The 24,001-nt window shown below is 68.0% G+C and carries 23 protein-coding genes; 16 read left to right on the plus strand and 7 right to left on the minus strand.

Features of this window, described 5'->3' with window-relative positions:
- Window positions 1-63 precede the first annotated feature (63 nt).
- On the plus strand, window positions 64-1,116 hold the full coding sequence (locus CFB81_RS07720; protein WP_089434974.1) for an NADP(H)-dependent aldo-keto reductase: 1,053 nt from the start codon (window positions 64-66) through the stop codon (window positions 1,114-1,116).
- Window positions 1,117-1,202: 86 nt separating this feature from the next.
- Here CFB81_RS07720 and CFB81_RS07725 read toward each other — a convergent pair whose 3' ends face one another.
- Both CFB81_RS07725 and CFB81_RS07730 read right to left on the minus strand, forming a co-directional pair.
- Window positions 1,203-2,489, minus strand: a complete 1,287-nt coding sequence (locus CFB81_RS07725) for an MFS transporter (RefSeq protein WP_069621472.1) — start codon at window positions 2,487-2,489, stop codon at window positions 1,203-1,205.
- 35 nt (window positions 2,490-2,524) lie between these two features.
- The gene (locus tag CFB81_RS07730; protein ID WP_089434975.1) at window positions 2,525-3,946 is read right to left on the minus strand and encodes a M20 family metallopeptidase; all 1,422 of its coding nucleotides are present in this window, start codon (window positions 3,944-3,946) and stop codon (window positions 2,525-2,527) included.
- Window positions 3,947-4,109: 163 nt separating this feature from the next.
- Here CFB81_RS07730 and CFB81_RS07735 point away from each other — a divergent pair, with 163 nt between their 5' ends.
- The 4 genes from CFB81_RS07735 (at window position 4,110) to CFB81_RS07750 (ending at window position 7,843) form a co-directional block, all read left to right on the plus strand.
- Window positions 4,110-5,063 (plus strand): LysR substrate-binding domain-containing protein, encoded by a 954-nt coding sequence (locus CFB81_RS07735; RefSeq protein ID WP_089434976.1) that lies wholly within the window; start codon window positions 4,110-4,112, stop codon window positions 5,061-5,063.
- A gap of 65 nt (window positions 5,064-5,128) precedes the next feature.
- A complete protein-coding gene (mnmH, locus tag CFB81_RS07740; protein WP_089435347.1) occupies window positions 5,129-6,259 on the plus strand; it encodes a tRNA 2-selenouridine(34) synthase MnmH in 1,131 nt (376 codons plus the stop codon).
- Window positions 6,256-7,314, plus strand: coding sequence for a permease (locus CFB81_RS07745; protein WP_089434977.1), 1,059 nt, complete (start codon window positions 6,256-6,258; stop codon window positions 7,312-7,314). Before mnmH ends, CFB81_RS07745 begins: the two co-directional genes overlap by 4 nt.
- A gap of 106 nt (window positions 7,315-7,420) precedes the next feature.
- Window positions 7,421-7,843 (plus strand): hypothetical protein, encoded by a 423-nt coding sequence (locus CFB81_RS07750; protein ID WP_069621435.1) that lies wholly within the window; start codon window positions 7,421-7,423, stop codon window positions 7,841-7,843.
- Between the two features lie 37 nt (window positions 7,844-7,880).
- On the opposite strand, the gene CFB81_RS07755 is transcribed toward CFB81_RS07750, so the two are convergent.
- Complete coding sequence (locus CFB81_RS07755) at window positions 7,881-8,714, minus strand: ABC transporter permease (RefSeq protein WP_069621436.1); 834 nt, start codon at window positions 8,712-8,714, stop codon at window positions 7,881-7,883.
- A 6-nt stretch (window positions 8,715-8,720) separates the two neighbouring features.
- Window positions 8,721-9,635 (minus strand): nodulation factor ABC transporter ATP-binding protein NodI, encoded by a 915-nt coding sequence (gene nodI / locus CFB81_RS07760; RefSeq protein ID WP_089434979.1) that lies wholly within the window; start codon window positions 9,633-9,635, stop codon window positions 8,721-8,723.
- 332 nt (window positions 9,636-9,967) lie between these two features.
- Here nodI and CFB81_RS07770 point away from each other — a divergent pair, with 332 nt between their 5' ends.
- Entirely contained in the window at window positions 9,968-10,465 is a 498-nt protein-coding gene (locus CFB81_RS07770; protein ID WP_069621438.1) for a universal stress protein, read from the plus strand.
- 96 nt (window positions 10,466-10,561) lie between these two features.
- Here the strand turns inward: CFB81_RS07770 and CFB81_RS07775 are convergent, their stop codons facing one another.
- Genes CFB81_RS07775 through lexA form a run of 3 tightly spaced genes read right to left on the minus strand, consistent with a single transcriptional unit; the run spans window position 10,562 to window position 12,320 of the window.
- Window positions 10,562-11,281 carry a DUF2939 domain-containing protein gene (locus CFB81_RS07775; protein ID WP_089434981.1) on the minus strand — a complete coding sequence of 240 codons (720 nt, stop codon included), beginning with the start codon at window positions 11,279-11,281 and terminating at the stop codon, window positions 10,562-10,564.
- 30 nt (window positions 11,282-11,311) lie between these two features.
- Window positions 11,312-11,647: a hypothetical protein gene (locus CFB81_RS07780; RefSeq protein WP_069621440.1), complete on the minus strand. Its 336-nt coding sequence runs from the start codon at window positions 11,645-11,647 to the stop codon at window positions 11,312-11,314.
- 25 nt (window positions 11,648-11,672) lie between these two features.
- Window positions 11,673-12,320: a transcriptional repressor LexA gene (lexA, locus tag CFB81_RS07785; RefSeq protein WP_006476077.1), complete on the minus strand. Its 648-nt coding sequence runs from the start codon at window positions 12,318-12,320 to the stop codon at window positions 11,673-11,675.
- Between the two features lie 264 nt (window positions 12,321-12,584).
- Between lexA and CFB81_RS07795 the strand changes: the two genes are divergently transcribed.
- The 10 genes from CFB81_RS07795 to rbsK all read left to right on the plus strand — a co-directional run bounded on the left by CFB81_RS07795 (window position 12,585) and on the right by rbsK (window position 23,910).
- Complete coding sequence (locus CFB81_RS07795; RefSeq protein WP_089434982.1) at window positions 12,585-13,622, plus strand: sulfate ABC transporter substrate-binding protein; 1,038 nt, start codon at window positions 12,585-12,587, stop codon at window positions 13,620-13,622.
- Window positions 13,623-13,745: 123 nt separating this feature from the next.
- Window positions 13,746-14,639 (plus strand): sulfate ABC transporter permease subunit CysT, encoded by an 894-nt coding sequence (gene cysT, locus CFB81_RS07800; protein WP_089434983.1) that lies wholly within the window; start codon window positions 13,746-13,748, stop codon window positions 14,637-14,639.
- On the plus strand, window positions 14,636-15,580 hold the full coding sequence (gene cysW, locus CFB81_RS07805) for a sulfate ABC transporter permease subunit CysW (RefSeq protein ID WP_089434984.1): 945 nt from the start codon (window positions 14,636-14,638) through the stop codon (window positions 15,578-15,580). The genes cysT and cysW overlap by 4 nt, the downstream gene beginning before the upstream one ends.
- A 13-nt stretch (window positions 15,581-15,593) precedes the next feature.
- Window positions 15,594-16,652 (plus strand): sulfate/molybdate ABC transporter ATP-binding protein, encoded by a 1,059-nt coding sequence (locus tag CFB81_RS07810; RefSeq protein WP_069621444.1) that lies wholly within the window; start codon window positions 15,594-15,596, stop codon window positions 16,650-16,652.
- 75 nt (window positions 16,653-16,727) lie between these two features.
- Window positions 16,728-17,654, plus strand: a complete 927-nt coding sequence (locus CFB81_RS07815) for a CysB family HTH-type transcriptional regulator (protein ID WP_034186954.1) — start codon at window positions 16,728-16,730, stop codon at window positions 17,652-17,654.
- 537 nt (window positions 17,655-18,191) lie between these two features.
- Window positions 18,192-19,142: a sugar ABC transporter substrate-binding protein gene (locus CFB81_RS07820; RefSeq protein ID WP_011545349.1), complete on the plus strand. Its 951-nt coding sequence runs from the start codon at window positions 18,192-18,194 to the stop codon at window positions 19,140-19,142.
- Between the two features lie 145 nt (window positions 19,143-19,287).
- Window positions 19,288-20,901, plus strand: a complete 1,614-nt coding sequence (locus CFB81_RS07825) for a sugar ABC transporter ATP-binding protein (RefSeq protein ID WP_069621445.1) — start codon at window positions 19,288-19,290, stop codon at window positions 20,899-20,901.
- Window positions 20,898-21,917: an ABC transporter permease gene (locus CFB81_RS07830; RefSeq protein ID WP_006476069.1), complete on the plus strand. Its 1,020-nt coding sequence runs from the start codon at window positions 20,898-20,900 to the stop codon at window positions 21,915-21,917. The genes CFB81_RS07825 and CFB81_RS07830 overlap by 4 nt, the downstream gene beginning before the upstream one ends.
- 35 nt (window positions 21,918-21,952) lie before the next feature.
- Window positions 21,953-22,984, plus strand: a complete 1,032-nt coding sequence (locus CFB81_RS07835; protein WP_069621447.1) for a LacI family DNA-binding transcriptional regulator — start codon at window positions 21,953-21,955, stop codon at window positions 22,982-22,984.
- A complete protein-coding gene (gene rbsK, locus CFB81_RS07840; RefSeq protein ID WP_069621448.1) occupies window positions 22,981-23,910 on the plus strand; it encodes a ribokinase in 930 nt (309 codons plus the stop codon). Before CFB81_RS07835 ends, rbsK begins: the two co-directional genes overlap by 4 nt.
- The last annotated feature ends 91 nt before the right edge of the window (window positions 23,911-24,001 follow it).

Consider the following 24,001-nt stretch of genomic DNA (forward strand, 5'->3'; position numbering starts at 1 on the left):
TGCGTGAAGCAGTTGCGTCAATGTGATAGCTTTCCTGCTTTCCACCGACGCGACAGGAACAGCATGGAATACCGCACACTCGGCGATTCGGGTATCGAGGTCAGCCTGATCGGTCTCGGCACGATGACGTGGGGCGAGCAGAATTCGGAGCGCGACGCGCACGAGCAGATCGACTACGCGCTCGGGCAGGGCGTGACGCTGATCGACGCCGCGGAGATGTATCCGGTGCCGCCGAAGCCCGACACGCAGGGCCGCACCGAGCAATACATCGGCACCTGGATCGCGCAGCATCGCGCGCAGCGCGACCGTATCGTGCTCGCGACGAAGATCGCGGGGCCGGCGCGGCAGCCGCACAATCCGCGCCATATTCGCGGCGAGGGCAACCAGTTCGACCGCAAGAACCTGACCGAAGCGCTCGACGGCAGCCTCAAGCGCCTGCAGACCGACTACGTCGATCTGTACCAGCTGCACTGGCCCGATCGCAGCACGACCACGTTCGGCCGGCCCGCGTATCCATGGGTCGACGACGCGTACACGGTGCCGATCGACGAAACGCTCGGCGTGCTCGCGGAATTCGTGAAGGCCGGCAAGGTGCGTGCGATCGGCGTGTCGAACGAAACGCCGTGGGGTGTCGCGCAGTTCCTGCGCGCGGCCGAGCGGCTTGGGCTACCGCGCATCGCGAGCATCCAGAATCCGTACAGCCTGCTGAACCGCACGTTCGAGAACGGGTTGTCGGAATTCACGCATCGCGATGGCGTCGGCCTGCTCGCCTATTCGCCGCTCGCGTTCGGCTGGCTGTCCGGCAAGTACGAGAACGGCGCGCGTCCGGCCGGTGCGCGCATCACGCTGTTCGAGCGCTTCCAGCGCTACAGCAAGCCGCACGCCGTCGAGGCGACGTCGCGTTACGTCGCGCTCGCGCGGCGCCACGGGCTGTCGCCCGCGCAACTGGCGCTCGCGTTCGTCAACAGCCGCCCGTTCGTGCGCAGCAACCTGATCGGCGCGACGTCGCTCGAGCAGTTGAAGGAGAACATCGGCAGCATCGACGTGACGCTGTCCGACGAGATCCTCGCCGAGATCGACGCATTGCACGAACGGCAGCCGAATCCGGCGCCGTAAACGGCACGCGGCCCGCGCGACAGCAATGCCGCGACGGGCCGAGTCGAGCGTTGCGGCAGCGCCGTGCCGCGCCGTCGTTTCTCGTGTCAGCGCATCTTCAGCCGCGTGCGCGCGACGAACAGCGCGGCGAGGCTCAGCAGCGCGCATCCCATCAGATAGAGCGCGGGCGACAGCCGGTTGCCGGTCGCGCTGATCAGCCAGGTAATGACGAACGGCGCGAAGCCGCCGAACAGCGTGACGCCGGTGTTGTAGCTGACCGCGAGCCCGGTGGCGCGCGTCTGCGACGGAAACAGTTCGGCCATCAGCGCCGGCAGCGCGCCGCAGTACATCGCCTTCAGCACCCCGATCCAGATCAGCGCGGCGAGCATCGTCGCGAACGACGCATGGCGCGTGAGCCACGCGAACGTCGGCCACACGGTCAGGAGCATCAGCACGGCCGCGACCGCCATCATGCGGATCCGGCCGGTGCGGTCGGACAGGTGGCCGACGACCGGCGTGACGAGCGTCAGCACGAAGCCGGTCGCGAGCGTCGCCGCGAAGCCCGTCGATGCAGGCAAGCCGAGCTGCTTGATCGCGTAGGTGGGCATGTACAGGATCATGTAGTTGATCGCGGTCGAGATCACGAGCGCGCCGATCGACAGCAGCAGCCGCAACTTCTGGTCCGCGAACAGCTCGCGCACCGGCGCCTCGGAGCGCGCCTGCGTCTTGAACTCGACGCCTTCGTCGACGTAGCGGCGGATATACAGCCCGACCGGGCCGATCGCGAGCCCGAACAGGAACGGCACGCGCCAGCCCCAGCTTTCGAGCTGCGCGGAGGTCAGCGTGGCCGTCAGCAGCGCGCCGAAGCCCGACGCGAGCAACGTCGCGAGGCCCTGGCTCGCGAACTGCCAGCTCGACATGAAACCGCGGCGCTGCGGCGCGTGTTCGACGAGAAATGCGGTCGAACTCGCGAATTCGCCGCCCGCGGAAAAGCCCTGCATCAGCCGCGACAGCATGATCCCGAGCGGCGCGAGAATGCCGATCGATGCGTAGGTCGGCATCAGCGCGATCAGCAGCGTGCCGGCCATCATCATCGCGATCGACAATAGCAGCGACGCCTTGCGGCCCGCGCGATCGGCGTACGCGCCGAGCACGAAGCCGCCGATCGGCCGGATCAGGTAGGACAGCCCGAACGTGCCGAGCGTCAGCATCAGCGACGTCGCTTCGCTCGTGGCGGGGAAGAACAGCTTGGCGATCGTGACCGCGAAGAAGCCGTAGACGATCAGGTCGAACCATTCGAGCGCGTTGCCGATCGACGCCGCGAAGATGATGCGCCGGATTTTCGCGGCGCTCGGGCGCGCGGCGTCCTGCGCGGTGAGGGTGGTCGTATTCATCGTGTATGCAAGTCCCGTGAAAGGGGCGAAGCGCGTTACAGGGCGGCGCCGGCCGCGGCGGATGCCGTGCGGCGAACGGACGGCGCGTCGTCGCCGAGATCCCAGAAGAGGCCGGCCATCATCTGCAGCCCTTCGCTGACTACGCTCGCGAGCAGGTGCTCGTCGGGCGCGTGCTGCGAGCACGCCGGGTACGAGTGCGGCACCCACAGCGTCGGCAGCCCGAGCGTGTCGGCGAACACCTCGTTCGGCAGCGTGCCGCCGAGATTCGGCAGGATCGCGGGCTTCTTGCCGGTGGTGCGCGCGAGCGACGCGACGGCCCAGCGAACCCACGGATCGTCCGGGGGCACGCGCGTTGCCGGCGCGCCGCGCTCGACGTCGATCTCGATGTCGGCGAAGCCGTGCGTGTCGAGGTGCGCACGCAGGTGCGCCTTCAGCGCTTCCCAGTCGGTGCCGACGACGAAGCGCAGCTGGCAGTGCGCATACGCGGCGGGCGGGATCGCGTTGACGGGGTGCTCAGGATTGCCGGCCTTGAACGCGAGGATCTCTAACGTGTTCCAGCCGAACACGCGCTCGGCCGCGGACAGCCCGGGCTCGCCCCAGTCGGCGTCGAGCGCCGGGTCGCCGGGGCCGCCGCCGACGGAAAGATCGGCGAGCGCGTCGCGCACTGCGGCCGGGATCGGCGGCGGGCGCAGCCCCGCGACGCGAATCGCGCCGCGCGCGTCGACGAGGCTCGCGAGCGCATGCGCGAGCACGATCGCCGGATTGCGCAGCAGTCCGCCCCAGTTGCCGGAATGATGCGCGCCATCACGGGCGCGCAGGCTCAGCCTGAAGTTGACCGCGCCGCGCGAGCCGAGGAAGACCGTCGGGCGTGCGGCGGCGATGCGCGGGCCGTCGGACGCGATCAGCACGTCGGCCGCGAGCGCGTCGCGCTCCTGGCGGCACAGCGCGTCGAGGCCCGGCGACCCGGTTTCCTCGCCCATCTCGATCAGCAGCTTCGCGTTGAAGCCGAGCCGGCCGCCGCGCGCCTCGAGCACGCTCGCCAGCGCGGCCAGGTTGATCGTGTGCTGGCCCTTGTTGTCGGCGCTGCCGCGGCCGTACCAGCGGTCGCCGTCGGCCGTCAGCGTCCACGGCGACAGCGGCGCGCGCCATTGCGCGTCGTAGCCGCGCACGACGTCGCCGTGGCCGTAGATCAGCACGGTCGGCAGCGCGTCGTCTTCGTGGCGCGACGCGAGCAGGAACGGGCCGCCGCCGTCTACGGGGTTGTCGACGATCCGCGACGTGAAACCGAGGCGGGCGGCCTCGGGCGCGATCTCGTCGGTCAGATAGGCGCGCAGCGCGGCTTCGGTGCCGCTTTCCTGGCTTTCGGTGCGCAGGCCGACGCGGCGGCTCAGGGTCGTGAAGAACGCACCGGATTCGAACTGGTTCAGCGCGTGCTGGATGGCGGCGGTACGGCTCAAATCGTGTCTCCTCGGTCGGGTTCGCCGCGCGCGGGCCGCGCAGGCAACGTGAAGTGCGATCGATTCTAGAAAGCCGGTTTTTTTGTCACAATGATCGAATTTCGAACCTTTCTTTGCCGAAAAGGCAAAGCAGCGCACCCGGATGCGGTGCGGAGACAGAGCGATGGCGGCTTTCCTGCATGGCCTGGCGTTGCGGTATTTCGTCGAGGTGGCGCGTACCGGCTCGATCAGCGACGCGTCCGCGCGGCTGCACGTGGCCGTGTCGGCGATCAGCCGCCAGATCGCGAAGCTGGAGAGCGAGCTCGGCGCGCCGCTGTTCGAGCGGCGCCCGCGCGGGATGGCGCTGTCGGAGGCGGGGGAGCGGTTGCTGGCGTTCGCGCAGCGCAGCCTGCTGGAGGCCGAGCACGTGATGAAGGACATCGGCGGACTCGACGCGCTGCACGGCAGCCTGCTGAAGATCGCGTGCTCGGAAGGGTTCGCGATCGATTTTCTGCCCGGCGTGCTCGCGAGCTTCAAGGGGCGCCACCCGGGCGTCGATTTCACCGTATGGGTCGTGTCGCCGGCGGACGCAACCCGGCGCGTGCGCGACGGCGATGCGGACATCGCATTGACGTTCAGCCTCGCGCCGGAGAAGGGCGTGCGCGTCGACCACACCGAGCGCGCGCCGGTCTTTGCGCTGGTCCGGCACGATCATCCGCTCGCGGCGCGCGACGCGGTGTCGCTTGCCGATGTCGCGCGGCACGCGCACGTGCTGCCCGAGGCCGGCACGACGGTGCGCCAGTTGATCGACATCGCGTGCGCGCTCGACGGGCTGCTGCTCGAGCCCGAACTGACGAGCAACAACACCGCGGCGATGTACGGCTACGCGCGCCGCACGGGCGCGGTGATGTTCACGGGGTTGTTGTCGGTGCGCGATCGCGCCGATGCGGACGGCTTCGTCGTCGTGCCCGTGACGAACCCGCAACTGCGCGAACGCAGCATCCAGGTGCAGACGATGGCGGGCCGCGATCTGCCTGCGTCGGTGCGCGCGTTCCGCGACCATCTGATCGACGCGATGCAGGCCGCGTCGTCGTCGCCGACTGCCGCGCGAGCCCCGGGACGCCGGCCCGTGAGATAATCGTCAATCCGCCTTCCGTGCCCATGCGGCTCCCCGAGCCGCATCGCCCCCTGTTCGACGCCAAATTGAAGAACCTGATTGTCACCCTCGATCGCGCCGGCGAGTTCGACGAGATCATCGACGTGCGTACGCCGCTCGAGTTCGCCGAGGACCATATCCCCGGCGCGCTGAACGCGCCCGTGCTCAGCAACGAAGAGCGCGTGCTCGTCGGCACGATGTACCGGCAGGTGTCACCGTACGAGGCGACGCGCGTCGGGGCGGCCATGGTGGCGCGCAACATCGCGCGCCATCTCGACACGACGTTCGCCGACCGGCCGCGCAACTGGCGGCCGCTGATCTACTGCTGGCGCGGCGGCAAGCGTTCGGGCTCGATGACCACCTGGTTCAACCTGATCGGCTGGAAGGCGCGCCAGCTCGACGGCGGCTACAAGGCGTACCGTCGCTCGGTGTGCGCGACCCTCGATTCGCTGCCGACGCGCTTTCGCTACATCGCGCTCGTCGGCCATACGGGCTGCGGCAAGACACGCCTGCTGAACGCGCTGCGCGACGTGGGCGCGCAGACGCTCGACCTGGAAGCACTCGCGTGCCATCGCGGCTCGCTGCTGGGCGCGCTGCCGGGCACGCCGCAGCCGGCTCAGAAGGGGTTCGATTCGGGGCTCGTCGAGACGCTTGGACGTTTCGACCCCCAATGGCCGGTGTTCGTCGAGTCGGAAAGCCGCAGGATCGGGCTCGTGCAGTTGCCGATCGCGCTGATCGAGGCATTTCACGCGGGGCCGTGGGTGCAGGTCGAGGCGGCGCACGACGAGCGGATCGCGTTCCTGCTCGACGATTACGCGCACCTGTTCGACGAACCGGACGCATTCAAGGCGCAGCTTCATCGGCTGATCGGCCTGCACAGCCGCGAAGAGGTGATGCGCTGGAAGGCACTGATCGATGCCGGCGCGCGGGTCGATCTGTTCACCGAACTGATCGACAGACATTACGATCCCGCCTACGCGCGCACGTATCGCGCGACATACGACAAGCCGAACCGCGCGCTGACGTTCACGTTCCGGCCCAACGCGGCCGACGTGCGCGATCAGGCGCGCACGCTGCTGGCCGAACTCGCGCAGGCCGGATTGCCCGCATCGGCCGCGCTTGCCGCCGGAACGACATCCGAAACCGACAAAAACCAATCGACGATCACTACACGATGACGACCACACGCACCCAACCCAATCCGGCCCTCGGCTGGATGACCTTCCTGCTGATCGCGGTCGCGGGACTGTTCTACGTAAAATGGTTTCCGTACTACAACAAGGCATTCGTTGCCGCCGAGCACCATTCGATCGGCCAGTCGATCCTGATGGGCACGTCGGCGGCCGCACCCGAGCCGTCGCTGAAGGCGGCGCTCGACTACGCATGGGCATACGGCAAGGCGATCTGGCAGGCGATGGTGCTCGGCCTGCTGCTCGGCTCGGCCGTGCAGGCGCTGCTGCCCGCGCACTGGGTGGCCCGCGTGCTCGGCCGCACGGGATTCGGCAGCGTCGCCGCGGGCGGGCTGCTGTCGCTGCCCGGGATGATGTGCACGTGCTGCGCGGCGCCGGTCGTCGCGGGCTTGCGTGCGCGCCATGCGTCGCCGGGCGGCGCGGTCGCGTTCTGGCTCGGCAATACGGTGCTGAACCCGGCCGCGCTGGTATTCATGGGCTTCGTGCTCGGCTGGCACTGGAGCGCGCTGCGCCTCGTGCTGGGCATCGCGATGGTGTTCGGGATCGGCTATCTGCTGAACCGCATCGCACGTCCCGAAGACCGCAGCATCGACGATGCGCAGCTCGCCGCGCTGGCGGCCGAACAGGCCGCGGCCGGCAATCCGTTCGTCCGCTGGATGAAGCTGCTTGCGCGCATGGCCGCGCGGCTCGTGCCCGAATACATCGTGCTCGTGCTGCTGCTCGGCGCCGCGCGCGCGTGGCTGTTTCCGCACATCGGCCCGGACATCGGCAATCACCTCGGCTGGATCGTCGCGTTCGCGGTCGCGGGCATGCTGTTCGTGATCCCGACGGCCGGCGAGGTGCCGATCATCCAGGCGATGCTGTCGCTCGGCATGGGCGTCGGTCCGGCCGCCGCGCTGCTGATGACGCTGCCGCCGATCAGCGTGCCGTCGCTCGCGATGCTCGCGCGTTCGTTCAAGCCTTACATGCTGGCGATCGTCGCGACCCTCGTCGTGGTATTCGGGATCGTGAGCGGCTTGCTCGCGATCGCGTTCGGATTCTGACAACGCGGGCAACACGCCGGCCTCGCGCAACCGTCGCATTCGTATTCATCCGGCGCCGCCGCTTCATGCGTGCGGCGCCCTTTACAAGAAGCAAACAGGAAAACGCATGACCCAACCGAAGATCCATCCTCGACTCGAAAAGGCGCTGACGCGCGGCGATCTCGCGATCCGCCAGGCCAATTCCGCGCGGGCGACTGCCGTGTTGCACGCACTCGGCACGATGATCATCGAGGCATCCGCAACGATCGGCGTCGAGGCCAGCATCGACATTCCGCAAGGCGATCGCATTTACGATCCGGTCAACGGCCTGTGGCCGCAGAAGATGCTGGTGTCGTTCGACGGCCCGGTGGACGAAGCCGACAAGGAAGAACTGCGCACGGTCTATCTGGTGGCCGACGATCCGGGCACGCAGTTCCGCGTCGAATGGCATCGCGCGGACGGCAAGCTCGGCCGCCAGGAAGGCGGCCCGCTCGCGACCGTCGCGTTCCTGACCGACGTCGAAATTCCGTGGAGCGACGACGACGAGTAACGTCGTCGCATGAAGCCGGTGCCCGGCGCGCCGGCCGTCAGCGCATCATCCGCCGCCGGAACAGCCACGCGGACAGCAGGAACCCGCCGACCGCGTAGCCGGCGAGCACCATGACGTGCAACGCGATGTCGGTCGCCGGCCGGCCGAGCATCGCGGGCCGGATCAGCTCGACCGCATTCGCGAGCGGCAGCGCCTGCGCCGCATGCCGCGCGAGCGGCGGCAGCTGCGTGATCGGGAAGAACACGCCCGACAGCAGCAGCATCGGCGTCAGCACGAGCGTCTGGTAGAACATGAAGAAATCGTAGGATGGCGCGAGCGCCGTGACGATCATCGCGAGGCTGGCGAACGCGAGGCCGGCCAGCGCGATCACGGGCAGCACCGCGAGCATCGACGGAAACGCCGCGTAGCCGAGCACGCCCGCGACGAGCATGATCGCGCTCCCCGACAGCATCGCCTTGCTGGCCGCCCAGACGATCTCGCCGAGCACGATGTCGCCGAGCGCGAGCGGCGTATGCATGATCGCTTCCCACGTGCGCTGCACGTGCATCCGCGAGAAACCCGAATACATCGACTCGAAGCTCGCGGACATCATCACGCTCGAGCCGACCGTGCCGGCCGCGAGGAACGCGATGTACGACACGCCGTCGACATGGCCGAGCATCAGGCCGAGCCCGAAACCCAGCCCGAACAGATAGATCATCGGATCGGCGAGATTGCCGAACATCGACGCGAGCGCGAGCTTGCGCCACACGAGATAGTTGCGCCGCCAGACGGCGACCCAGTTGCTTGCGTTCGCCGGCATCGCGATCGCGAAGCGCGATGCGCGCGGCGTGGCCGATGGCGTGGTGGCGGAATAGTTACGGACGTCCATGGTCGATCAGTCCTGCATCTCGCGGCCCGTGAGCCGCAGGAACACATCCTCCAGATTGGCCGGGCGATGCAGATAGCGCAACCCCGTGCGGCCCTTGAGTCGTGCGCTGACCGGTTCGGGGTCGGTCACATAGCAGAACAGCGTCTCGCCGCTGATCTCGGTGTGCTTCGCGAATGCCGACAACTCGCTGCGCAGCGCGGCCGGATCGGGCCCGTAGATCTCGATCACGTCGCAGCCGATCTCCGATTCGATCAGGGCATGCGGCGCGCCTTCGGCGATCTTGCGGCCTTCCTCGATCACGCACAGCCGATCGCACAGGCGCTCGGCTTCTTCCATGAAATGCGTGGTGATCAGGATCGTCTTGCCGCGCGCGAGCAGCGAGCGCAGCCGCTCCCACATCAGGTGCCGCGCTTGCGGATCGAGGCCCGTCGTCGGCTCGTCGAGCACCAGCACGTCGGGATCGTTGACGAGCGCGCGGGCGAGCGTGAGGCGGCGCTTCATGCCGCCCGACAGCTCGCCGACCTTCGCGTCGGCCTTGTTCTCCAGCTTGGCGAATTCGAGCAGCGGCGGCACGAGCGCACGTGCCGCGTGCGCCGACATCCCGAAATAGCGGCTGAACACGAGCAGGTTTTCCCGGACCGTGAAGTCGGGGTCGAGGTTGTCGAACTGCGGGACGACGCCGACTCGCCGGCGTGCATGTCGCGCGCGTGATGGAACCGGTTCGCCGCACAGCGCAATCGTGCCTGCGTCGGGATGCGCGAGGCCCAGCAGCATCTTCAGCGTCGTGGTCTTGCCGGCGCCGTTCGGCCCGAGCAGCCCATAGCATTCGCCGGCCTTCACGTTGAAGGACAGGCGATCGACGACGAGCTTGTCGCCATAGCGCTTTTCGACGTTGCGGAAATCGATCGGTGCGACGGACATGGGCGTGTTGTCGTTGTAAGCGGGTGCGTTCCGCTGCCCGGTGTGTGGCCGGTGTGCGAACGGATCGCGCGAAGGCAGGTCACACGGGCATGGCCGAAGCATACGATGCCGGCGCGAGGTGGCCCGCTGGATGTGGAACGGGGCCATTCTAGTGCATTGGCTGCCTCGCTTGAGGGCATGCGTGCACGGTGCGGGGCAAGCGCGCGACGATCGTGCACTGCATCATCGCGCACGCGCCGCGCGGGGCGAATCAGCGTTTTCCATCCCTTGCGTCCTGAATTGCGGCGCACCATGATGAATGCGTAGGCTCGTTGTCGCGATAGGGAGGCTTCATGGCTAGCTACAACAAGATTTTGCTGTGTTACGACGGCACGCTCGAAGGGCGCAAGGCGCTGCGTTACGGCGCCAATCTCGCAATGGACCTGAAGGCCGAAACGCATTTGCTGTCGGTCGTGGACATGCGTTCGAGCATTGCGCAAAGCGCGGGTTTGCTGACCGACGTCGCATGCGGCCGCTTCGAGGAAACCGCGCGCGAAATCCTGCAGGAAGGCGTGAACTGGCTGCGCGAGCGGGGCGTCCAGGCCGAAGGCCATTTCGCATTCGGTTATCCGATCGACGAAATCGCGAATCTCGCGTCGGAGCTGAAGGTCGACCTCGTCGTCGTCGGCCACCGGTGCCGCAGCGGACTGTCGAGATGGTGGATGGGGTCGGGCAATACGCAACTGCTCGATCGCGTGAACTGCAGCATTCTGGTCGCGTGCTCGTCGGCGGAAGAGCAGAAGGCCGAAATCGCGCGCGAACGTGAAGCGGCCACGGCGAGCGGCCAATGATCTAAAGGCCGGATGACCCGCCTGACAGCCCGACCGGCGATGCGGGCCGGTCAGGCGTCGCGCTGCATCGGCGGTGCGCGCATCGAGCGCGGCCTGCTATGCGTGCAGGTCGATCCCCGACAATTTCCACGAGAACAGCCCGAAGCGGTGGAAGATCGCCGCATAGCGCGTGCCATCGGCGCTGCGCTGATACGTGACGACGAATTCATCGATATTCCGGTAGCCCGCGCTGGTTTGCTGCTGGCGCGGCGCTTGCGTTGTTTCGCTCGGGCTGGCCGGCGGCGCGGGCGCGGGTGCCGGCGACGATGCCGCCGAAGCGGCCGCGTTGCCGCCCGGTAGCGCAGCACTTGCCGGCGCTGGATTGATGGGCGGTGCGGCAGGCGGGTTGTCGGACGCATTGTCTGCTGGCGGCTGATTCGACCATTCGGGCGGGCGCTCGCCGGGATTGCCGCGCGGCGGCAATCCGCTCATCAACGCGGCGACGCCCTCCGGGGTCGCGTACGCATCGACCAGCGGGCCGATCAGCGCTGACCCGATCAGCGCGCCAATCACCGCGAACGGACTGTTTTTCTTCATTGCGTCGATCCGGCGCATCAACTCTTCCGTGACCTGCTGCTTCAGGCTGATGCGCAGCGCCGGAAAGTCGACATACTCGCTGATCGCCTGCGCATCGCGTGCATTGATCGCCGATTTCAGGCGACCGAGCGCGACATAGGGCGACGCGTACGCATAGCCGAGCGCCGCAATGAGGGCGACGACCAGCGCGACGATCAGCAGGGGCTTGATTCGCCAAGCGCGGCGCGACGATTCAGTCACGTTGCCTCCGGGTGCGGGAAGGTTCCCCAATCAGAGACCGCCCGGCGTGGCCGATCGTTCCTCCGCGATGCAGCGATCGATCATCCGGCACACGGCATCGATCGTGCCCACCATGATCAGGCGCGACCGACCGTGATAGACGCGCACCGGCGCACGGCGCGCGGGCTCCGCATGGTTCAGACCGGCGTTCAGCGATACCCGGGCGAACGCGGGGAGCGCTGACGGCAGCAGGGACGCCTGCCGTTCGACTGCGATTTCTTCTTGCACAGGCGCCGCCGCGGACAGCGGTGCGCAGGGCGTGCGGCCGCGCAGATGACGCAGGCGACCGAATTGACGGAAAGGCAGCAGGCGGGAAAGGCGTTCCATGATGTTCTCCTAGCGAGACGGAATGTCAGAGTTCGCCCGAGCGGATCAGCCCGACGGCGATGCCTTCCAGCGCGAAATCTGCGCTGCCGGCCTTGACGAAGATGTTTTCGTAATCCGGGTTCTCCGCGATCAGCTCGAGGCCGCCGGGCCGACGCATCAGGCGCTTGACCGTGACGTCGTCGCCGAGACGCGCGACGATGATCTGGCCGTCCTTCGCTTCCGTGCGCTTCTGCACGGCGAGGAGGTCGCCGTCGAGAATGCCGGCGTCGCGCATCGACAGGCCGCGCACCTTCAGCAGGTAGTCGGGCTTGCTGGTGAACAGCGCGGGATCGCACGCGTAGTGCTGCGAAATGTGCTCCTGCGCGAGGATCGGACTACCGGCCGCGACGCGGCCGACGAGCGGCAGCGATAGTTGCATCAGGCCGGCGTGCGGCAGCGTGAACTGGTGCGGGGCATCGTCGATGCCGAGCAGCCGGATGCCGCGCGACGCGCCGGCCGCCAGCTCGATCACGCCCTTGCGCGCCAGCGCGCGCAGGTGCTCCTCGGCGGCATTCGGCGAGCTGAAGCCCAGCTCGGCCGCGATCTCGGCACGGGTGGGCGGGAATCCGGAGCGCTCGATCGCGCGACGGATCAAGTCGAACACTTGCTGCTGGCGGGCGGTGAGTTTGGTCATGGCTCAACTGTATGGATAGACAGTGAGCTGTATTTTTATACAGTACTTGGGGAATTTCAAGTGTTACTTGAGGTTCGACGCGATCGCGTCGGTTCCGGCGTGATTTCGCGACGTCTTGACGCCGGTTTGTCCGCCGCAACCGTCCATCCGGTATGCGTTAGCACTTTTGAGTATTAAAAAATAAGGAACGATTATTTTTAATCATGTAACCCGTTCGATAGACTGGCCCGACATCGCAACACCGACAACACTGGAGAACCAAGGATGGCGAAGCGCAATACGGGGCTGGTGGGCGGAGTGGGCCGCCTGATCGCAACACTCGCGCTGGGCGCGGCGGCGGCGCTGGGCGTCGCGACGCATGCGCAGGCCGACACGACCTTCCTGAACGTGTCGTACGACCCGACGCGCGAGCTGTATCAGGATTTCAACCAGGCGTTCGGCAAGGAGTGGAAGGCGAAGACGGGCGAAACCGTCAACTTCAAGCAGTCGCACGGCGGTTCGGGCGCGCAGGCGCGCTCGGTGCTCGACGGGCTGCAGGCGGACGTCGTCACGCTGGCGCTGGCGTACGACATCGACGCGCTCGCGAACAAGGGGCTGGTGAACAAGGATTGGCAGAAGCGCCTGCCCGACAATGCGTCGCCGTACACGTCGACGATCGTGTTCCTCGTGCGCAAGGGCAATCCGAAGGGGATCAAGGACTGGGACGACCTGACCAAGCCGGGCATCTCGATCGTCACGCCGAACCCGAAGACCTCGGGCGGCGCGCGCTGGAACTACCTGGCCGCGTGGGCGTACGCGCTGCACAAGCCGGGCGGCAACGAGCAGACGGCGAAGGAATTCGTCACGAAGCTCTACAAGAACGCGGGCGTGCTCGATTCGGGCGCGCGGGGCGCGACGACGAGCTTCGTTCAGCGCGGGATCGGCGACGTGCTGATCGCATGGGAAAACGAGGCATTCCTGTCGGTTAAGGAATTCGGCACCGACAAGTTCGAGATCGTCGTGCCGTCGGTGAGCATTCTGGCCGAGCCGCCCGTCGCGGTGGTCGACAGGGTGGTCGACAAGAAGGGCACGCGCAAGCTGGCCGAGGCGTACCTGAACTACCTGTACAGCCCGCAGGGCCAGGAAATCGCGGCGCGCAACTACTACCGGCCGCGTTCGAAGAACGTGCCGGCGGAGCTGACCAAGCAGTTCCCGAAGCTGAAGCTGTACACGGTCGACGACACGTTCGGCGGCTGGACGAATGCGCAGAAGACGCATTTCGCGGACGGCGGCGTGTTCGATTCGATCTACAAGCCGCAGTAACGCCATAACGACAAGCGGCGCGCCACGACAGCGCGCCGCGTCCCCGACGGCCCGCCGGCGCGATTCACTGCGCCGGCGTTTGCGTCGGACCCGTGAGCAGCATCGACCCAGCAAGAGCATCCGATGACGACGTACACCTTTCGCAAGCCGAGCGCGCTACCCGGCTTCGGCGTGACACTCGGCATCACGGTGGCCTATTTGAGCCTCGTGGTGCTGATTCCGCTCGCCGCTACATTCCTGAAGACCGCGACGCTGTCGTGGGACCAGTTCGTCACCGCCGTCACGTCGCCGCGCGTGCTCGCGTCGTACCGGCTGACGTTCTCGGCCGCGCTCGGCGGCGCGCTGATCAACGCCGTGTTCGGCTTCCTCGTCGCATGGGTGCTGGTGCGCTACTCGTTTCCGTTCAAGCGTCTCGTCGACGCGGTCGTCGACCTGCCGTTCGCGCTGCCGACGTCGGTGGCCGGCATCTCGCTCGCGGCCGTCTACGCGACCAACGGCTGGGTCGGCCAGTATCTGGCGCCGCTCGGCATCAAGATCGCGTTCACGCCGGCCGGCGTGCTGGTCGCGCTGACCTTCATCGGGCTGCCGTTCGTCGTGCGCACCGTGCAGCCGGTGCTCGAGGATTTCGAGCGCGAGCAGGAAGAAGCCGCCGCGTGCCTCGGTGCGTCGCGCTGGCTGACGTTCCGCCGCGTCGTGCTGCCGTCGGTGCTGCCGGCGCTGCTCACCGGCTTCGCGCTCGCGTTCGCGCGCGCGCTGGGCGAATACGGATCGGTGATCTTCATCGCCGGCAACGTGCCGATGAAATCCGAGATCACGTCGCTGCTGATCATCACGAAGCTCGAGCAGTACGACTACGCGGGCGCGACGGCGCTGGCGGTCGTGATGCTGGTCGTGTCGTTCCTGATGCTGCTGCTGATCAACACGCTGCAGTGGTATCTGCAGCGCAGGACGAGCAAGGGCGCGAGCGGCCCGGCGCCCGCCACCGTCACCGCCGTCGCGGCAGGAGGCCAGCAATGAGCCAGGAGGCCACCGTCGTGTTGAAAACCCCGTCGCCGGCCGCGCGCGCCGCGAAGCGGCTCGACCCCGTCAGCGAGTCGCGCGTCGTGCGCTGGCTGCTCACCGGCATCGCGCTGGCGTTCCTCGCGTTCTTCCTCGTCGTGCCGCTCGCCGCGGTATTCGTCGAGGCGTTGCGCAAGGGCATCGGCTTCTATCTCGAATCGTTGGCCGATCCCGATGCGTGGTCGGCGATCAAGCTGACGCTGACCGTCGCGGTGATCGCGGTGCCGCTGAACCTCGTGTTCGGCGTGTGCGCGTCGTGGGCGATCGCGAAGTTCGAATTCCGCGGCAAGGCATTGCTGACGACGCTGATCGATCTGCCGTTCTCGGTGTCGCCGGTGATCTCGGGCCTCGTCTACGTGCTGCTGTTCGGCGCGCAGGGCTGGTTCGGGCCGTGGCTGCAGGATCATGACGTGCAGATCATCTTCGCGGTGCCGGGCATCGTGCTCGCGACGATCTTCGTCACGTTCCCGTTCGTCGCGCGCGAGCTGATTCCGCTGATGCAGGCGCAAGGCACCGACGAGGAAGAAGCCGCGCGCGTGCTCGGCGCGTCGGGCTGGCAGATCTTCCGCCGCGTGACGCTGCCGAACGTGAGATGGGGCCTGCTGTACGGCGTGATCCTGTGCAATGCGCGCGCGATGGGCGAGTTCGGCGCGGTGTCGGTCGTGTCCGGCCACATCCGCGGCGTGACCGACACGATGCCGCTGCACGTGGAGATCCTTTACAACGAATACAACTTCGCGGCGGCGTTCGCGGTGGCGTCGGTGCTGGCGCTGCTCGCGCTCGTCACGCTCGCGCTGAAGCTGATCGCCGAGCGTCATCTCGCGGCCGAACTGGCCGACGCGCACGACGCTGTTCCCGCACACGCCGGCCCTGTCGGCGCCGTTTCGTCGAAATCGTAAAGAGGCAACCAGAATGGGTATCACCGTCCGTAACCTTCAGAAGCGCTTCGGCGATTTCACGGCGCTCGACAACGTATCGCTCGACTTCCCGCCCGGCGAACTGGTCGCGCTGCTCGGGCCGTCCGGCTGCGGCAAGACCACGCTGCTGCGCGTGATCGCGGGCCTCGAGCACGCGGACGCCGGCCAGGTCGTGCTGCAGGGGCTCGACGTCGCGTCGGTCGGCGCGCGCGAGCGCCAGGTCGGCTTCGTGTTCCAGCACTACGCGCTGTTCCGCCACATGACGGTGTTCGAGAACGTCGCGTTCGGGCTGCGCGTGAAGCCGCGCCGCGAGCGGCCGTCGGAAGCCGCGATTCGCGAGAAGGTGCACGAGCTGCTCAAGCTCGTGCAGCTCGACTGGCTCGCGCAGCGCTATCCGTCCGAGCTGTCGGGCGGTCAGCGCCAGCGCATCGCGCTCGCCCGCGCGCTCGCGGTCGAGCCGAAGGTGCTGCTGCTCGACGAACCGTTCGGCGCGCTCGACGCGAAGGTCCGCAAGGAGCTGCGCGGCTGGCTGCGTCGCCTGCACGACGACCTGCACATCTCGACGATCTTCGTCACGCATGATCAGGAAGAGGCGCTCGAAGTGGCCGATCGCATCGTCGTGCTGAATCGCGGTCACGTCGAGCAGGTCGGCAGCCCGCAGGACGTCTACGATCATCCGCAAAGCGCGTTCGTGTACGAGTTTCTCGGCGCGGCGAACCGGCTGCCCGGCACGGTCGCCGGCCGCGGCTTCGTCGCCGAGGGCGCGGCTGCGCCGATCGAGGTCGACGCCGATTTCGCGGGCCCCGCGAACGCGTACGTGCGGCCGCACGATCTGCAGCTGTGGCCGGTGGGCGAAGGGCACCGCGACGGTATCGCGGTGGACGTGCGGCGCGTGATTCCGCTCGGCGGTTCGGTGCGCGTGGAGCTCGAGGCGCGTGCGGGCGGCGCGCTCGAGGCGGAACTCGACCGCGACGCATGGCGCGCGCTTTCGCTGCAGGTCGGCGACGGCGCGACCGCCGTGCCGCGCGCCGTGCGGGTATTTCCCGCGCGTTGACGAGACAACGCGGGGCAGAGGGCGGGATTCGCTCCGATTCGACAATCAAACAACGACAGCCTAAGAGGCATACCCATGAATTTTCAGCAATTGCGGTTCGTGCGCGAAGCGGTGCGCCAGAACATGAACCTGACGGAAGTCGCGAACGTGCTGTACACGTCGCAGTCGGGCGTGTCGAAACAGATCAAGGATCTGGAAGATGAGCTGGGCGTCGACATCTTCATTCGGCGCGGCAAGCGGCTGACGGGGCTCACCGAGCCCGGCAAGGCGGTGCATCAGCTGATCGAGCGGATGTTGCTCGACGCCGAGAACCTGCGCCGCGTCGCGCGCCAGTTCGCCGATCAGGACAGCGGCCACCTCGTCGTCGCGACGACGCACACGCAGGCGCGCTACGCGTTGCCGAAGGTGATCCGGCAGTTCACCGAGGTGTTCCCGAAGGTGCATCTCGCGCTGCGCCAGGGCAGCCCGCAGCAGATCGCGCAGATGATCCTGAACGGCGAAGCCGATCTCGGCATCTCGACCGAGGCGCTCGACCGCTATCCGGACATCGTCACGTTCCCGTGCTATTCGTGGCACCACACGGTCGTCGTGCCGAAGGGCCACCCGCTCGTCGGCCGCGAGAACCTGACGCTCGAGGAAATCGCCGAATACCCGATCATCACGTACGACCAGGACTTCACGGGCCGCTCGCACATCGACCAGGCGTTCACGCAGGCGGGCGCCGTGCCCGACGTCGTGCTGACTGCGATCGACGCGGACGTGATCAAGACCTACGTCGAGCTCGGCATGGGGATCGGCGTGGTCGCGGCGATGGCCTATGACCCGCAGCGCGACACGGGGCTCGTCGCGCTCGACACACAGCACCTGTTCGAGGCGAGCACGACGCGGGTCGGGCTGCGCAAGGGCGCATTCCTGCGTGCATACGCGTACCGGCTGATCGAAATGTTCGCGCCGCACTTGAACGAGGCGGAAATCGCGGGGCTGTTGCGCGAAGCCGTTTGATTCGCGCGTGTCGAGCGCCGTCCGGGCAGATGCCGCGGGCGGCGCGCGGCATGCATTACGCGCACCTTGCCGTACGCCGCACCGGGCGGCGGCGGATTGTCGTCGTCATCCCCGTCGGGTGCGTCGCGTCAGCCGGCGATCGACCTGCCTTCCGGTGCCGACAGAAAAACGAGAACATCCGGCAACGCCGAACCTGCACAGCGCTTCGGCGAACTGCCGTCGGCATCGCGAGTGTCGTATTTGCGCGTCGTGAAGCGCGCTCGCGCGCTCCGAATAAACCCTTAAATATTGGTTAGACAGGTTGCGCGCCGAAGCGAATCGGTACAGCATAGCCTTCACTCCGCCGGCGTCCCGCCGGCGGTGGCGCGTCAACGCCAGCACGCGCCAGGCAGTCGGCCGTCTGCCTCGCTTCCATTCCGTGGTACCGACAGCAGCATCGATGGCCATTGCCCGGGTAGTGTGGCGCAAACGTTTGCTCACATTAAAACAACAACCAAACAACAATCCGGCCTTCGGGCCAGTCGCCAGGAGATGTGTATGAATGTCCGATTTCGCCGTCGCTTCCTGACCGCCGCGCTCGCCGCCGTCGCGGTGGCCGCCGCACCGGCTGTCCACGCGCAGTCCGCGGCCAAGCCGAAGGTCGCGCTCGTGATGAAGTCGCTCGCCAACGAGTTCTTCCTGACCATGGAAACGGGCGCGAAGGAATACCAGAAGCACAACGCGAACCAGTTCGACCTGATCACCAACGGCATCAAGGACGAGACCGACACCGCGAACCAGATCCGCATCGTCGAGCAGATGATCGTGTCGAAGGTCGACGCGATCGTGCTCGCGCCGGCCGATTCGAAGGCGCTCGTGCCGGTCGTGAAGAAGGCCGTCGACGCCGGCATCGTCGTCGTGAACATCGACAACCGGCTCGATCCCGACGTGCTGAAGTCGAAGAACCTGAACGTGCCGTTCGTCGGCCCGGACAACCGCAAGGGCGCGCGCAAGATCGGCGACTACCTCGCGAAGCGGCTGAAGGCGGGCGACCAGGTCGGCATCGTCGAAGGCGTGTCGACGACGACCAACGCGCAGCAGCGCACGGCCGGCTTCCAGGACGCGATGAAGGCGGGCGGGATGAAGGTCGTGTCGGTGCAGTCGGGCGAATGGGAGATCGACAAGGGCAATGCGGTGGCTGCCGCGATGCTCAACGAGTACCCGAACCTGAAGGCGCTGCTGTGCGGCAACGACAACATGGCGATCGGCGCCGTGTCGGCCGTGCGCGCGGCCGGCAAGCAGGGCAAGGTGCTCGTGGTCGGCTACGACAACATCAACGCGATCAAGCCGATGCTGAAGGACGGCCGCGTGCTCGCGACCGCCGACCAGTACGCGGCGAAGCAGGCCGTGTTCGGCATCGACACGGCGCTCAAGGCGATCGCCGAGCATCGCAAGCAGGCCGACATGTCCGGCGTGGTCGAGACGCCGGTGGATCTCGTGACGAAGTAACGCCGCACCGGTCCGGCCGCCGCGCTCAAGAATCCGGCGCGGCGGCCGTTATCCGGTGTGAGCGCGATCACGGCCACTGCATGCACATGCACTTGTGAGCGTCATACCCGCGCGCCTCGTGCGCGCGGCCGCAACCAGGATCGCGATGGAACCGACCTTCCAACCCTCCCGTTCAGCCCACCCCGTGCTGTCCGTCTCCGGCATCGGCAAGACCTATGCCGAACCCGTGCTCGCCGACGTCACGCTGACGCTCGACGCGGGCCAGGCGCTTGCGCTGACCGGCGAGAACGGCGCCGGCAAGAGCACGCTGTCGAAGATCATCGGCGGGCTCGTCGACCCGACCACCGGCACGATGCAACTCGGCGGCGAGGCCTATGCGCCGGCGAGCCGCACACAGGCCGAGGCGCTCGGCGTGCGCATGGTGATGCAGGAGCTGAACCTGCTGCCCACGCTGAGCGTCGCCGAAAACCTGTTCCTGAACCGCCTGCCGCGGCGTTTCGGCATCATTGATCGCGCGCGGCTGCGCGACGACGCGCGCGCGGCGATGGCGCAGGTCGGGCTCGACGCGGTCGACCCCGATACGCCGGTCGGCGCGCTCGGCATCGGCCACCAGCAGATGGTCGAGATCGCGCGCAACCTGATCGGCGACTGCCGCGTGCTGATTCTCGACGAACCGACCGCGATGCTGACCGCGCGCGAAGTCGAGCTGCTGTTCGAGCAGATCGACCGGCTGAAGGCGCGCGGCGTCGCGATCGTCTACATCTCGCACCGGCTCGAAGAGCTCGCGCGCGTCGCCGAGCGCGTCGCGGTGCTGCGCGACGGCCGGCTCGTGCATGCGGGCGACATGGCGGCGACGACGTCCGACGGGCTCGTCACGCTGATGGTCGGACGCGAGGTCGGCGAGCACATCGATCTCGGCGAGCGCCGCTTCGGCGCGCCGCGGCTCGCCGTATCGGGCCTCACGCGCGGGACGGCGGTGCGCGACGTGTCGCTCGAGGTGCGCGCGGGCGAGATTTTCGGCATCTCGGGGCTGATCGGCGCGGGGCGCACCGAGCTGCTGCGGCTGATCTACGGCGCCGATACGCCGGATGCCGGGACGATCGCCGTCGGCCAGCCGCTGAAGCCGGCGCGGATCGCATCGCCGGTCGATGCGGTGAAGCTGGGCATCGCGCTGATCACCGAGGATCGCAAGGGCGAAGGGCTGCTGCTGTCGCAGTCGATCACCGCGAACGTGTCGCTCGGCCAGCTCGACCGGCTCGCGCGCGGCGGCATCGTCGATGCGTCACGCGAAACGGCGCTCGCCGAGCAGCAGATCGATGCGCTGCGGATTCGCACGCACGGGGCGGCGCAGCCGGTCGGCGAGCTGTCGGGCGGCAACCAGCAGAAGGTCGTGATCGGCCGCTGGCTCGCGCGCGACATGGGCGTGCTGCTGTTCGACGAGCCGACCCGCGGGATCGACGTCGGCGCCAAATTCGAGATCTACACTTTGATGGGCGCGCTCGCGCGCGAAGGCCGCGCGCTGGTGGTCGTATCGAGCGACCTGCGCGAGCTGATGCTGATCTGCGACCGGATCGGCGTGATGTCGGCCGGGCGCATGACCGCCGTGTTCGAGCGCGGCAACTGGACCCAGGACGCGCTGCTGGCCGCGGCCTTTGCCGGCTTCGGCCGCGAGACGCCGGCGGCCGCCATGCAGCATCCGGACACGGAGCGCGCGCGCGGCGCCGCTCCGGGCACTTCGACGACAGGACGACAGCAATGACCCAGCCTCCCGTATCCCCGACCGACGCAGGCGCGCAGCAGGACGTGACGGGCCGCCGCGCGCGCACGCTGTCCGGCACGCGGCTCGGCCTGTCGAACTATCTCGGGCTCGCCGGCGCGCTGGCTGCAATGATTGCGCTGTTCTCGGTGCTGAGTTCGCATTTCCTGACCTACGACACGTTCAGCACGATCGCGAACCAGATTCCCGATCTCGTCGTGATGTCGGTCGGGATGACCTTCGTGCTGATCATCGCCGGGATCGACCTGTCGGTCGGCTCGGTGCTCGCGCTCGCCGCGTCGATGGTCAGCGTCGCCGCGCTGAAATGGCAGTGGGGGCCGCTGCCGGCCGCGCTGATCGGGATCGCGGTCGCGACCGCGACGGGCGCGCTGACCGGCGCGGTCACGGTCGGCTGGCGGATTCCGTCGTTCATCGTGTCGCTCGGCGTGCTGGAGGCCGCGCGCGGCCTCGCGTACCAGCTGACGAATTCGCGCACCGCATATATCGGCGACGCGTTCGATTTCCTGTCGAACCCGATCGCGCTCGGCATCTCGCCGGCGTTCCTGATCGCGGTCGCGGTGATGATCGCGGCCCAGTTCGTGCTGACGCGCACGGTGTTCGGGCGCTATCTGGTGGGCATCGGCACGAACGAGGAAGCGGTGCGACTTGCAGGGGTTAACCCGCGGCCGTATAAAATCCTCGTATTCGCACTGATGGGCGCGCTCGCGGGGCTCGCGTCGCTGTTCCAGATTTCGCGGCTCGAGGCGGCCGATCCGAACGCGGGCGCGGGCCTCGAACTGCAGGTCATCGCCGCCGTCGTGATCGGCGGCACGAGCCTGATGGGCGGGCGCGGCTCGGTGATCAGCACGTTCTTCGGCGTATTGATCATCTCCGTGCTGGCCGCGGGGCTGGCGCAGATCGGCGCGAACGAGCCGACGAAACGGATCATCACGGGTGCGGTGATCGTGGTGGCGGTCGTGCTCGATACGTATCGCAGCCGGCGTACGCGTGTGCGGTAAAAAGACAGACAGAACAGACCAGAGAGAAACGGGAAATGGCGACGATCAAGGATGTGGCGGCCATGGCGGGCGTGTCGTTTACGACCGTCTCGCACGTGGTGAACAATTCGCGGCCGGTGTCCGCCGACGTGCGTGCGAAGGTCGAGGGCGCGATCCGCGAGCTGAATTACGTGCCATCGGCCGTGGCGCGCTCGCTGAAGGCGCGGGCGACGGCGACCATCGGCCTCGTCGTGCCGAACAGCACGAATCCGTACTTCGCCGAGCTGGCGCGCGGCATCGAGGATCAGTGCGCGGCCAACGGCTATTGCGTGTTCTTCTGCAATTCGGACGACGATCCCGTGAAACAGCGCAACTACCTGCGCGTGCTGCAGGAAAAGCGCATCGACGGGCTGATCGTCGCGTCGGCGGGGGAGGACGCGGTGCTCGCGCAGACGCTCGCGGATATCCATGCGCCGCTCGTCGTCGTCGACCGCAACATCGAAGGGCTCGCGGCCGATCTCGTGCAGATCGACCATGAGCGCGGCGCGTATCTCGCGACGCGCCACCTGCTCGAACTCGGGCACGCGAAGATCGGCTGCATCACCGGGCCGACCGACACCGCGGTCAGCGCGATGCGCGTGCACGGCTTCATCCGCGCGATGGCCGAGCGCGGCGTCGACATCGTGCCGGGCGCGATCGCCGAAAGCGATTTCTCGTGCCTCGGCGGCTATCACGCGGCGTCGCGGCTGTTCGAATCGGTGCGGCCGAGCGCGATCTTCGCGGGCAACGACCTGATGGGCGTCGGCGCGCTGCGCGCGGCGGCCGAGCGCGGGCTGCGCGTGCCCGACGATTGTTCGATCATCGGCTTCGACGACATCGAATTTTCCCGCTACACGTATCCGGCGCTGTCGACGGTCGGCCAGTCGGTGCGCGCGCTCGGCGAAATGGCCGCGCAGACGCTGATCGAACGGATCGGCGGCGGCTCGACCGCCGTGCCGAGTCGCCGCCGCGTCGTGTCGCCGCGCCTCGTGCTGCGCGAATCGACGGCGGTCTACCGCGAGCCGGCCGCGCCGGGTGCGCGCACATGACGGCGAGCGCAACGGGCGCCGGCCGCGTGACGGTGGTCGGCAGCCTCAACATGGATCTCGTCGTGCGCGCGCCGCGGCTGCCGCTGCCGGGCGAAACGCTCGCCGGGCACGCGTTCGCGCAGGCGGCGGGCGGCAAGGGCGGCAACCAGGCCGTCGCCGCCGCCCGGCTCGGCGCGCGGGTCGCGATGATCGGCTGCGTCGGCGCGGATGCGCATGGCGCGGCGCTGCGCGCGGGCCTCGAGGCCGAGGGAATCGACTGCACGGGGCTTGCGACGAGCGCATCGGCGTCGACCGGCGTCGCGCTGATCGTCGTCGACGATGCGAGCCAGAACGCGATCGTGATCGTCGCGGGCGGCAACGGCGAGGTCACGACCGACACGATCGCGCGGCACGAGGCCGCGCTGGCCGCCGCCGACGTGCTGATCTGCCAGCTCGAGACGCCGCCGGACGCGGTGTTCGCGGCGCTGTCGGCCGGGCGCCGGCTCGGCCGCACGGTGGTGCTCAATCCGGCCCCGGCCGTCGCGCCGCTGCCGGACGGCTGGCTGCCGCTCGTCGATTACCTGATTCCGAACGAGGTCGAGGCGGCCGCGCTGACCGGGCGGCCGGTGCGCGACCCCGCGGACGCCGAAGCCGCCGCACGGGCGCTCCAGGCCGGCGGCGCGCGCAACGTGCTGGTCACGCTCGGCGCGCGCGGCGTGCTCGCGCTGACGGCCGACGGCACCGCGCGGCACTATCCGGCGCCGGTCGTGCAGGCCGTCGACACGACGGCGGCCGGCGATACCTTCATCGGCGGTTTTTCCGCACGGCTCGCGGCCGGCGCGGACGTCGATACCGCCATCCGCTTCGCGCAACGCGCGGCGGCGCTGTCGGTCACGCGAGCGGGCGCGCAGCCGTCTATCCCCACGCGCGCCGAACTGGCCGACTAGGCCGGATCTCAGGTTTCCGGTTTTCGGCGCCTCCGCGCGCCCGGCCCGTCGCACGAGACGGCCGGGTGCGCGGCCGGCGCAGCATTGGCGT

The organism is Burkholderia sp. AU28863, from assembly GCF_002223195.1.
GTDB classification, from domain to species: Bacteria; Pseudomonadota; Gammaproteobacteria; order Burkholderiales; family Burkholderiaceae; genus Burkholderia; species Burkholderia sola.